We start from the raw sequence: 10,543 nt of genomic DNA on the forward strand, positions 1-10,543 counted from the left end.
CCCGGCGCGCGCGGCGACATCGGCCAGCGCCGTACCGTAGGCTCCGGCGCCGATCACCGCCACTGAATTGTAGTTCGCCATGACGTCGTCCTAATACGCCGCGCGGGTCTTGCCGTAGCCGGCGGGAGCTGTGGTATTGGCGTCGAGCAGCCAGCGGGCGCGCGGTGGTGCTTCCATCGTGTCGGTCAGGCCCAGCGCGAGCCGTTCGGCGCCGGCCCAGGCAATCATCGCGCCATTGTCGGTGCACAACGCCGGCGGCGGAATCATCAAAGTGGTCTGGGCCTTCGCGGCCACCGCCTGCAATGCGCCGCGGATCGCCTGGTTGGAGGCGACGCCACCGGCGGCGACCAGCGCGCTCGGCGCGCCAAATCGCTCGCGGAACAGAAGCAGGCCGACGCGGAGCCGGTCGGCGGTGGCTTCCAGCACCGCGGCCTGGAAACCGGCGCAGAGGTCGCTGATGTCCCGCGGCCGCAGCGGGCCGAGGCGACTGGCCTCGTTGCGCACGGCGGTCTTCAGCCCGGACAGCGAGAAATTCGCATCGGGCCGCCCCAGCATAGGTCGTGGAAACGCGAAGCGTTTCGGGTCGCCAAGGGCGGCGGCGCGCTCGACCTGCGGGCCGCCGGGATAGGGCAGGCCGAGCATTTTCGCGACCTTGTCGAAGGCCTCGCCCATCGCATCATCGACGGTGGTACCGAGCCGGACATAGTCGCCGACGCCGAGCACCGCGACGATCTGGGTGTGGCCGCCGGAGGCCAGGAACAGGCAATACGGAAAAGGCAAAGGGGCCGTCAGCCGCGGCGTCAGCGCGTGAGCTTCGAGGTGGTTGACGGCGACCAGCGGCGTAGCGTGCACCATTGCGATCGCTTTCGCCGTGGTCAGGCCGACGATCACGCCGCCGATCAGGCCGGGCCCGGCCGCCGCCGCGACGCCGGACAGATCCGCGAAACCGATCCCGGCCTCCGTCATCGCGCGACGAATGATGCCGTCGAGCAGGTCGATATGGGCACGCGCGGCGATCTCCGGCACCACGCCGCCATAGGGGGCGTGGTCCTCGATCTGCGAATGCACGATGTTGGAAAGAATTTTCCCGCTGCCGTCGGGCTGGCGTTCGATCACGGCCGCCGCGGTCTCATCGCAGGTGGTCTCGATTCCCAGCACCAGCATCGGTTGGTCGGCGGTCAATGGCAGTCCTTGGATCTCTGCGGGAACCCGCATCGGGCTGGCCCGGCGTAGCATTGCGCGGTCGCAAAGTGCAATCATCTGTTAAGCTTGCTGCCGGTAAGCAGGGGACTGCATGGCCATTCTCATCACCCGACCGCAACCTGACAATGACACCACCTCGGCGGCGCTGCGGGGGCGTGGCCTGGCGGTGCTGGCCGCGCCGATGCTGCGTTTCGAGCAGATGCCGTTTCAGGACGATGCCGACGCGAAATATGGCGCGGCGATCGTGACGTCGGCCAACGCGCTGCGCGCCATCGCCGACCAGCCGGTCCGCGACAGCCTGATCAAACTGCCGCTGTTCGCGGTCGGCGACAAGACCGCGGATGCCGCGCGCGAGCTCGGTTTCGCGGATGTGATCTCCGCCGATGGCGACGCCAACGCGCTGCGCGAGCTGATGGTTGCCAGCGTCAAGGCGAAGCGGCTCAAGAAGAGCAGCACGCTGCTCTACCTCGCCGGCGCCGATCTGGCCCGTGACCTCGCCGGCGAACTCGGCGGGCGCGGCTTCAGCGTCGTCACCCACACCACCTACCGCATGGCGCCGGTCACCAGCCTTCCACCTGACGTCGTCGCGGCCCTGGCCACGGGGGGTATCGAGGCGGTACTGCATTATTCGCGGCGCAGCGCCCGGGCATTTTTCACCGCGGCGCAGGCGGCGGCCGTCGAGATCTCGGCGCTGGCGACCCTGCATGGCTGCCTGTCGGATTCAATCGCTTCCGTCGCCCGCGACGCCGGTGCGACCCAGGTGATGGTCGCGCGGACCCCGGATGAACCCGCTTTGTTCAACTTGCTGGGCCGTGCCAATGCCCCGTTATCGCGCTAAGAAGGGGCGGCGAATCCCGCCGGTTTCGCGCCCCGCCACAGGAGCTCCCGCGATGGTCGATGACAGCGAAACCGGAGCCCCGGATCTTGCCCGGCCGAAGCGTGCGCCGCCGACCATCGAACTGACGGCCACCGAAGTCAGTCGTGAAACGGTCGCGGAACCCGGCGCTGCGCCGGTCGCGCCCGAGGAGCCCGTCGTGGTCGCTCCCGAGGCTCCTGAGGTCGATCCAACCCCGGCGGTTGAGCCGACTCCTGATTTCGAACCAGTCGCCGCCGCGGCATCGACGCCGCATCCGGCGCGCAGCGGATCGTGGCTGCTGTCCGCCGCTACCGGCGCGATCGCGGCGGTTTTGGTCGTCGGCGGCGCCTGGCTGGCCGGCTGGCCGGGCACATCGATGACGGAACCGGTTTCGCAGACCGATAGCGCGGCGGTCGATGCCCTCGCGGCACGGGTTGCACGTGTCGAAACGCGGGCCTCCGCTCCGGCGCCTGCGACGGCTGCCACCGATCCGGCCCTCGCCACCCGGCTGGACGCGCTGGAAAAGTCCGTGGCGTCGCTGCGCAGTGATCTGGCGACGGTGAAATCGCAGTCCGAGCGCGCTCAGGCTGCCGTCAACGATCTCAAATCCGCGCCGCGCGAGGCCGTGGCCGCGGTCGATCTTGCGCCGATCACTGAACGGCTCGGCCAGGTCGAGCGCGCCACCGGTGCGTTGAAGACCGAGGCCGCGCAGCAGAATGCAAAACCTGCCGACGACCGGCTGCTGCGTCGTGTCGTCGCCGCCACGCTGCTGGATAATTCGGTGCGGCAGAGCGAGCCCTATGCCGGCGCGCTGACCGCGGCGAAGCCATTGGCGGCGGATGCGAACATCCTCAAACCGCTCGATGTCTTCGCGAGCACCGGCGTGCCGAACGCCGCGGCGCTGAGCCGCGACCTGCTGGCCCTGCTGCCGAAACTGGCGCCGGAGCCGGAAATGGCCACGTCCGGCAGCGGCATTCTCGATCGCCTGCAGGCGGGAGCGGCGAAACTGGTTCGGATCGAGCGTACCGACGCCACGCCAGGCGATAATCGGAGTGCCGTCGCCTTGCGCGTCGCGGCGGCGGCGCGCCGCAACGATATCATTGAGGCCAGGCGCGAATTGCTGACCCTACTGGCCGCCGATCGCGCCGCGATGCAGCCCTGGATCGACCGTGTCGATGCGCGCGATGCCGCGCTTTCCGCCTCCCGCCAATTCGCAGCCGACGCGACCGCGGCGCTCTCCAAACCGGCACCATAGGAATCCGATGCGCCGTATCATTTCATTCCTGGTGTTGATTGCGTTGGCGGCCGCGGGCGCCGCGTGGGTCGCCGACCAAAGCGGCGACGTCGTGCTGTCGTCGGGCGGCTGGCGCGTCGCGACCTCGCTGCCGGTGTTCGTGCTGGCGCTCGGCGTCGTCATCGTCGCCGCGATGCTGGCGTGGTCGATGTTGCGTGGGCTGTGGCGGATGCCGAAGCGGCTGCGCCACCGCCGCCGTGAAAAACGCCTTGCCCGCGGTCGCCATGCCATCACCCACGGCCTGCTGGCGATCGGTCATGGCGACAGCGACGCGGCCCGCCGCCACAGCGATGTCGCCCGGCGGCTGACCTCGAATGATCCGCTGGCGCTGCTGCTGCATGCGCAGTCGGCGCAGCTCGACGGCGACCGCGGCGGCGCGCAGCGCGCTTTTCGCGCGATGGCGGAGCGCGAGGACACGAGATTGCTCGGCTTGCGCGGGCTGTTCATCGAGGCGCAGCGCAGCGACGACGCCTTCGCGGCCGTCACCATCGCCGAGGAAGCGCTGAAGCTGGCGCCGGGCGCCACTTGGGCCTCGCAGGCGCTGCTCGGATTCCGCTGCTCGCAGGGCGACTGGACCGGCGCGCTGGCGATCCTCGACAATAACCTGACTTCCGGCCTGATCGACCGCGCCACCTTCCGCCGCCAGCGCGGCGTGCTGCTGACCGCGCGCGCGCTGGAGGTCGAGACCTCCGACCGCGATCTGTCGCGTGACAGCGCGATGGAAGCGGTCAAGCTGGCGCCGATTTTGGTCCCTGCTGCGGTCCTGGCCGCCAAGTTCCAGAGCGAGGCGCACCAGATCCGCCGCGCCATCAAGATCATCGAAACCGCCTGGCTGGCACAGCCGCATCCCGATCTCGCCGACGCCTATGCCCATGTCAAACTGGGCGATTCCGCGAAGGCCCGGCTGGTGCGGGTGGAGACGCTGGCGGCCAAAGTGCCGGGCAATATCGAAGGCGCGCTGGCGGTGGCCCGGGCTGCGATCGACGCCGCCGAATTCAGCCGCGCCCGTGACGTGCTGGCGCCGTTCACCGAGGCCTCGACCCAGCGCGTCGCGATGCTGATGGCTGAGATCGAACGCACGGAAAACGGCGACAGCGGCCGGGCCCGCGCCTGGACGCTGCGCGCGGTGCGCGCGCGGCATGATCCGGTCTGGACCGCCGATGGCTATGTGTCGGATCGCTGGCGCCCGGTATCGCCGGTGACCGGCCGGATCGACGCGTTCCAGTGGCAGACCCCGCTGGCGGCGCTGCCGTCGGATGCCAGCCTGTCGACGATCGAATCCGAGATCGTGCGCGAGACGTTGCTGGCCCCGCCGCGGCCGATGTTGCGCCCGGCATCCCCGGTCGAAGCGGTGGCCGCCGACCGGCCGTCGGCGTCCTTGTCCGAACCGGAGCCCCCGGTGCCGGAGCCGGAAGCCATCGAACCGGAACCGGCCGAGGCCCCCGCGACCGCCGCGGCGGCCGGACCGGTCGCGGCCCCGCCGCCCCAGCCCGCCGCGCCGCCGCCGCTGTTTCGCGACCGGCCGGAACTGGCGCGGAGCGCCAGGCCGGTCTCGACCGTCCCGGCGGTGATCCCGATCCTGCGCGCGCCGGACGATCCGGGCGTCGATGATGAGGAACCGTTGCGCGATGAATTCGCCGAATTGAACGCCGGGCAGCAGACCGGCGGCTGGCGCGGCTTTATCGGCCGCCTGGGCGGCTAGGCGCGACCGGCTGAAAAATGCGGCTTCCGGCGAGCTTTGCGGGCCGAAATCGCCGCCGCTTCTTGCCAATCGCCGCCGCGGGCGATATCAGATGCCCCAGCGTTTCCGGCCACCAAGCCGAATCGCCACCATGGTTCGCCGCAATAGCTCAGTTGGTAGAGCACGTCATTCGTAATGACGGGGTCACAGGTTCGAGTCCTGTTTGCGGCACCAGCCATCTTCGCAGCGCGAGGCTTGGATCTGATGGCCTTGACGGCCCAAGGCGTGCCCTTGGCTGCGAAGCAAAAGCGGCCCGCGGGGCAGCGCGCTAGCGAAGGGTCCCTCTCGAACGATCGTGCGTGATCCTCGCCAGGCGGCAGGATGCGATCAAGGCAGCCTGGACGACGACGTGATGGTGCCCGCCAAGGCAAACTCCGCCGCCTTGCGTGCCAGAACAGGGTCCCGCATCCGAATGCACGTCCAGCCGTTCGGGAATTCCCCCAGGCGCCAGAGCTTGATGCGTTAAATCTGAATCCGCGCGCAACGCCGCCCTTGCGGGCGAAGCGAAGCAATCCAGAACGCCATAGCAGAGCCGGAATGACTTGGTCGCAAGGACGTGCGGGCGGCGCCGTATTATCAAATCATTGCGCCCTCGTGCGCGCCGGCGCCTTGCCGGCTGGAGGCGTGCTCAACCTGCTCGCGGGCATCGATTTCCTGTCTATCAAAATCATAGTCAGCGAAGCCATGCCACTCCAATGACGGACTCCTACTCACAGAAGCCGAGCCCGCGCTGCTGGTATCTGTCATAGCACCGCCATTGCCGTGATCCCCGTGTTCTTACGGTTCGTCGAATTAACCGTGGCGAATCTTGTCGGGTCCACGCTGGGAACCAGACCATACGGATGGCTGAAACGGGCGCCTGTCGGGCTGGATAGGTCCGCAAACTCGACGCAACGCTGGCTGTTACGCGCAAGCATCACCGAGCCTCGGCAATGGTGCGAAGGCGTTCGATGTTGTTCAAGACAAATCTGGATCCTTCTTGAAAAGGCTCTCCCCATGCGAGCTTACACGACGGCCGTTACCAGCGACCAGCCGTTGCGCGGATCAAGCGCTGTTGCTCGAGAGTCCGGCGAGACCGTGCATAAATTGGCCGCGGTGATCGATCTCACTCATGCGAACGCCCTGCGACATAGCATGGTCGCGCTACTCGCCGATCGATCGCTGCTGCTCGATGCGAGCGCAGTGCAGCGAATGTCGACGCCGGGCGTTCAGATATTACTCGCGGCCGGACGCGCCGCCGATCTCGCCAACTGCCCGTTTCAGATCATCGACGCTTCGGAAGTGTTCCTGACGGCGCTCTCCGATCTGGGCCTGCAGGGCGAATTCAAAAAGTGGATAGTTTGACCATGGCGAAACGAATCCTGACCGTGGATGATTCAAAGACGATGCGAGACATGGTCTCGTTCACGCTGAAGAAGGCTGGCTACGAGGTTGGCGAGGCCGAAGACGGCAAAGTCGCGCTAACGGTTCTTGCCGGTTCGAAGTTCGACCTGATCATCACCGATCTTAACATGCCGAATATGGATGGCATTTCGCTGATCAAGCACGTCCGCGCCGATGCGAAACACCGCGGCATCCCGATTTTGATACTCACCACGGAAAGTGATGACAAGAAGAAGGGCGACGGCAAGGCCGCCGGCGCGACCGGCTGGCTGGTCAAGCCCTTCAGTCCGGAGAAGCTGATCGAGCTGATCCAGCGTGTATGCCCATGACCGCGGAATCCGAAAATTATCCGCTCGCTCAGTTCCGCAAAACCTATTTCGAGGAATGCGCTGAACTGCTCGATGCGCTGCAGACCAATCTCGACCTGCTGTCGATCGGTAGCGGTGACGAAGAAACCCTGCATGCCATCTTTCGCTCCGTGCACTCGATCAAGGGGGGCGCCGGCGCGTTTGGATTTGGTGAGCTGGTCGCTTTTTCCCATGTGTTCGAGAACCTGCTCGATGCCATCCGCGAGCAGAAAATATCCGCCACCCGAGACGTGACGCAATTGCTGCTCCGTGCGAGCGACGCGCTTGCCGATATCGTCAGCGCGGCGCGGGACGGTCACAGCCTGCCCGCTGATTTCGGGTACGAAATCGTCACCGCGATGGAGGAAGTGCTGCTCGACGATTCGGATCCACGCGCGCCAGAGGTTCAGGCTGGGCCAGTTTCCGAGGCCGTTGGACTCAGCGGTGAGACACGTTACCGGATCGCCTTCACGCCGCACACCGAAATGCTTCAGAAGGCCAATGAGCCGCTGCTCTTGGTGCGCCAGCTCCGCAAGCTCGGCGGCCTTGGTGTTGAAGTTGACAGCACCAGAGTGCCGACGCTCGACGGGATGGAGCCCGAAGCCGCCTATCTGAGCTGGATATTCACGCTCGATACCGGCGTTCAACAGAGCGCGGTCCACGAAGTATTCGAATTCGTCGAAGATGATTGCGAATTGAAGATCGAAGTCGTGTCAGCCAAGGCGCCGGCTACAGCGGTCCCGAGTCTCGCCATCAACCCGGCCCAGCCGGCGACGGAAAAGCCCGCCGTGCTGGTCGCCGCGACGCCGACACAATCGATCCGCGTCGACGTCGACAAGGTGGACCGGCTGGTCAATCTGGTAGGTGAGTTGGTGATCGCCCAGGCGATGCTGACCGAGCAGGGAACGCTGTTGCCGACGGACCAATATCCGGCGCTGATCCAGGGCATCGAGGCGCTCGCCCAAGGGGCACGCGAACTGCAGGAGAGCGTCATGGCCATCCGTGCGCAGCCGGTCAAGTCGGTCTTCGCCCGCATGCCGCGGATCGTCCGTGATCTCGCCGCCACGTTGGGCAAGGAGGTTAGGATCGTGACCGCCGGCGAAATGACCGAGATCGATAAGACGGTCATCGAACAACTGAACGATCCGCTGACTCACATGATTCGCAATGCGCTAGACCATGGGATCGAAGGGCCGGATGACCGCGTCGCCACTGGTAAGCCGCGTCAGGGCACTATTCATCTCTCCGCCGCGCAGCGCAGCGGCCGCATTGTGATCGAAATCGCCGACGACGGCCGCGGCCTGAATCGCGAAAAGCTGCTGGCCAAAGCCCAGGACCGCGGACTGGTCGCGGCCGATGCCAAGATGAGCGACGAGGAAATCGACAATCTGATTTTCCTGCCGGCGTTTTCCACCGCCGACGTGGTGTCCAACATTTCCGGCCGCGGTGTCGGAATGGATGTCGTCAAAAAAAATGTGCAGTCGCTCGGCGGACGCATTACCGTGCAATCCCGCTTTGGAGCCGGCTCGCGCTTCACCCTGTCGCTGCCGCTGACGCTCGCGGTGCTTGACGGGATGGTGGTCTCAGTAGGCAAGGAAACCTTCATCATTCCGCTCACCGCGATCATCGAGAGCCTGCGACCGCAGGCCGCTGACATTCATCCGGTGGTCGGTCGCGGCCAGGTGCTGGCGCTTCGTGGCGAGTACCTGCCGATGACGCATCTGCACCGCTGCTTCGCGATCTCGGACGCCGTCGCCGATCCCTGTCGCGGCATCGTGATCATTGCCGAAAGCGAGAGCGCGGGTCGGATCGGCATCCTGGTCGACGAACTGCTGGGTCAGCAACAGGTCGTCGTGAAGAGCCTCGAAACCAACTACGAGTCGGTCGATGGCATCAGCGGAGCGACCATCCTCGGCAATGGCCGGGTCGCGCTGATCCTGGATATCGCCCGGCTTCGTGAGATCGACAGTCGCATTGTGACTGAACGCCCGCAATTCATCTCGCCGATCGACATGATCAGCCTTCCGGAGGAGGCACCACATGCAGCCTGACAATTCAACGATGAATTACGGAGGCCAGGTCACACTGGATCGCGCCGGGTCGGGAGAGAACAGCCAGCAGTTCATCACCTTCACGCTCGGCGCCGAGGAATACGGCATCGACATCATGGTGGTGCGCGAGATCAAGGGCTGGACCGACACCACGATGATCCCGAACGCGCCCGCGCATGTGCGCGGCGTCATCAATCTACGCGGCGTCATCGTGCCGATTTTCGATCTGCGAGCCAGGTTTGGCGCCGGGCTAACCGTTCCAACCAGCATGCATGTGGTGATCATTGTCGCCGCCGCATCCCGAACTGTCGGACTGCTCGTCGATACGGTTTCGGACATCATCTCGGTCGACCCCAAGGCCATTCGACCAATCCCGGAAATGGGCCTGCCGACGGAGGATCAGTTTCTCGACGGTCTGGTTGCCATGGAAGATCGCATGGTGACGCTGGTGTCGCTGAGCGGATTGTTCGGCAATCCGACTGACCCTGCCAAACGAAACATCGCTAGCGAACTCACCAAGGCCGCGTGACTCCAACCAAAAGCTTCACTCCTTCAACAGAATTTTTGAGGATAGATTAAGTCATGATGCACGAACTGGACGCCCAGGATCCCATGGAAAAAAACAGCGACGCAGCCAAGCCGAGAACGACGCGCTCGAAGAAAAAGCCGGCGGCAGGTCGTGACGACAAGGTCGCCTCGAGCAAGGACCAGAAGCTGCGCGGCATTGTCGAGGCCATCTCCCGTTCCCAGGCGATGATCGAGTTTTCGCTGGACGGAATTATCATCGATGCGAATGCCAACTTCCTGGCCGCCATCGGATATGCTTTGGACGAGATCCGCGGCCAGCATCATTCCATGTTTGTCGAGCCCGCCTATCGCAGCAGTCCGGAATACCGGTTGTTTTGGGAAAAGCTGGCACACGGCGAATTCGACGCCGGCCAATACAAGCGGATCGGCAAGGGTGGCAAGGAAATCTGGGTCGAAGCAAGCTATAATCCGATCCTTGGCGCCGATCGCAAACCGACCGGTGTGGTGAAATTCGCGACCGACATCACGGCGCAGATCCTGAAAAATTCCGATTATTCTGGCCAGATCGACGCGGTCAGCAAGGCGCAGGCTGTCATCGAATTTTCCCTCGACGGAAAAATCCTGCGGGCCAACGATAATTTTCTGAATACCGTCGGCTATGCGAGCGTCGAAATTGTCGGCCAACATCATTCGATGTTCGTCGATCCGATCTATCGCAGCAGCCCGGAATATCGGCTGTTCTGGGAAAAGCTCGCGCGCGGCGAATTCGATGCCGGTCAATACAAGCGCAATGGCAAGGGCGGCAAGGAAATCTGGCTCGAGGCGAGCTACAATCCGATCATGGGTCCGGACGGCAAGCCGTTCAAGGTGGTGAAATATGCCACCGACATTACCGCACAAACGATCAGCAACGCGGATTTTTCGGGCCAGATCGCCGCCATCAACAAGGCACAGGCGGTGATCGAGTTTTCACTCGATGGCAAGGTGCTTCGCGCCAATGACAATTTCCTCAACACCCTGGGCTATGTCGCCGGCGAACTGGTCGGCCAGCATCATTCGCTGTTCGTTGATCTGGCCTACCGGCAAAGCCCGGAATACCGCCTGTTCTGGGACAAGCTTGGACGCGGCGAATATGATTCC

Annotated in this window: 9 protein-coding genes and 1 tRNA gene; 9 read left to right on the forward strand and 1 reads right to left on the reverse strand. The window is 64.8% G+C overall.

What is annotated here, in order from left to right; all coding sequences use genetic code 11:
• Positions 1–90 precede the first annotated feature (90 nt).
• The gene (tsaD, locus tag Q0S16_RS06540) at positions 91–1,164 is read right to left on the reverse strand and encodes a tRNA (adenosine(37)-N6)-threonylcarbamoyltransferase complex transferase subunit TsaD (RefSeq protein WP_295846223.1); all 1,074 of its coding nucleotides are present in this window, start codon (positions 1,162–1,164) and stop codon (positions 91–93) included.
• Between the two features lie 130 nt (positions 1,165–1,294).
• On the opposite strand from tsaD, the gene Q0S16_RS06545 reads away from it, so the two are divergent.
• The 9 genes from Q0S16_RS06545 to Q0S16_RS06585 form a co-directional block, all read left to right on the forward strand.
• Positions 1,295–2,041 (forward strand): uroporphyrinogen-III synthase, encoded by a 747-nt coding sequence (locus Q0S16_RS06545; protein WP_295846213.1) that lies wholly within the window; start codon positions 1,295–1,297, stop codon positions 2,039–2,041.
• Positions 2,042–2,093: 52 nt separating this feature from the next.
• Positions 2,094–3,314, forward strand: a complete 1,221-nt coding sequence (locus Q0S16_RS06550; protein ID WP_295846215.1) for a hypothetical protein — start codon at positions 2,094–2,096, stop codon at positions 3,312–3,314.
• Positions 3,315–3,321: 7 nt separating this feature from the next.
• Positions 3,322–5,055, forward strand: coding sequence for a heme biosynthesis HemY N-terminal domain-containing protein (locus Q0S16_RS06555; RefSeq protein ID WP_295846216.1), 1,734 nt, complete (start codon positions 3,322–3,324; stop codon positions 5,053–5,055).
• A gap of 137 nt (positions 5,056–5,192) precedes the next feature.
• A tRNA-Thr gene (locus tag Q0S16_RS06560) sits at positions 5,193–5,268 on the forward strand.
• A gap of 921 nt (positions 5,269–6,189) precedes the next feature.
• Positions 6,190–6,438 (forward strand): STAS domain-containing protein, encoded by a 249-nt coding sequence (locus tag Q0S16_RS06565; RefSeq protein ID WP_295846224.1) that lies wholly within the window; start codon positions 6,190–6,192, stop codon positions 6,436–6,438.
• A 2-nt stretch (positions 6,439–6,440) separates the two neighbouring features.
• Positions 6,441–6,806: a response regulator gene (locus tag Q0S16_RS06570; protein ID WP_295846217.1), complete on the forward strand. Its 366-nt coding sequence runs from the start codon at positions 6,441–6,443 to the stop codon at positions 6,804–6,806.
• Positions 6,803–8,875, forward strand: a complete 2,073-nt coding sequence (locus Q0S16_RS06575; protein WP_295846218.1) for a chemotaxis protein CheA — start codon at positions 6,803–6,805, stop codon at positions 8,873–8,875. Before Q0S16_RS06570 ends, Q0S16_RS06575 begins: the two co-directional genes overlap by 4 nt.
• Positions 8,865–9,404, forward strand: coding sequence for a chemotaxis protein CheW (locus Q0S16_RS06580; protein ID WP_295846220.1), 540 nt, complete (start codon positions 8,865–8,867; stop codon positions 9,402–9,404). The genes Q0S16_RS06575 and Q0S16_RS06580 overlap by 11 nt, the downstream gene beginning before the upstream one ends.
• A 53-nt stretch (positions 9,405–9,457) precedes the next feature.
• On the forward strand, positions 9,458–10,543 hold a 1,086-nt coding region (locus Q0S16_RS06585; RefSeq protein WP_295846222.1), incomplete at its 3' end, for a PAS domain S-box protein.

Origin of the sequence: Tardiphaga sp., from assembly GCF_025356345.1 — a bacterium.
Classification (GTDB): domain Bacteria; phylum Pseudomonadota; class Alphaproteobacteria; order Rhizobiales; family Xanthobacteraceae; genus Tardiphaga.

What these genes read in the sequence shown, in the direction of transcription:
- tsaD (WP_295846223.1), bottom strand. Translation starts at nt 1,164, where the DNA reads ATGCTGGTGCTGGGAATCGAGACCACCTGCGATGAGACCGCGGCGGCC.
- Q0S16_RS06545 (WP_295846213.1), top strand. Translation starts at nt 1,295, where the DNA reads ATGGCCATTCTCATCACCCGACCGCAACCTGACAATGACACCACCTCG.
- Q0S16_RS06550 (WP_295846215.1), top strand. Translation starts at nt 2,094, where the DNA reads ATGGTCGATGACAGCGAAACCGGAGCCCCGGATCTTGCCCGGCCGAAG.
- Q0S16_RS06555 (WP_295846216.1), top strand. Translation starts at nt 3,322, where the DNA reads ATGCGCCGTATCATTTCATTCCTGGTGTTGATTGCGTTGGCGGCCGCG.
- Q0S16_RS06570 (WP_295846217.1), top strand. Translation starts at nt 6,441, where the DNA reads ATGGCGAAACGAATCCTGACCGTGGATGATTCAAAGACGATGCGAGAC.
- Q0S16_RS06575 (WP_295846218.1), top strand. Translation starts at nt 6,803, where the DNA reads ATGACCGCGGAATCCGAAAATTATCCGCTCGCTCAGTTCCGCAAAACC.
- Q0S16_RS06580 (WP_295846220.1), top strand. Translation starts at nt 8,865, where the DNA reads ATGCAGCCTGACAATTCAACGATGAATTACGGAGGCCAGGTCACACTG.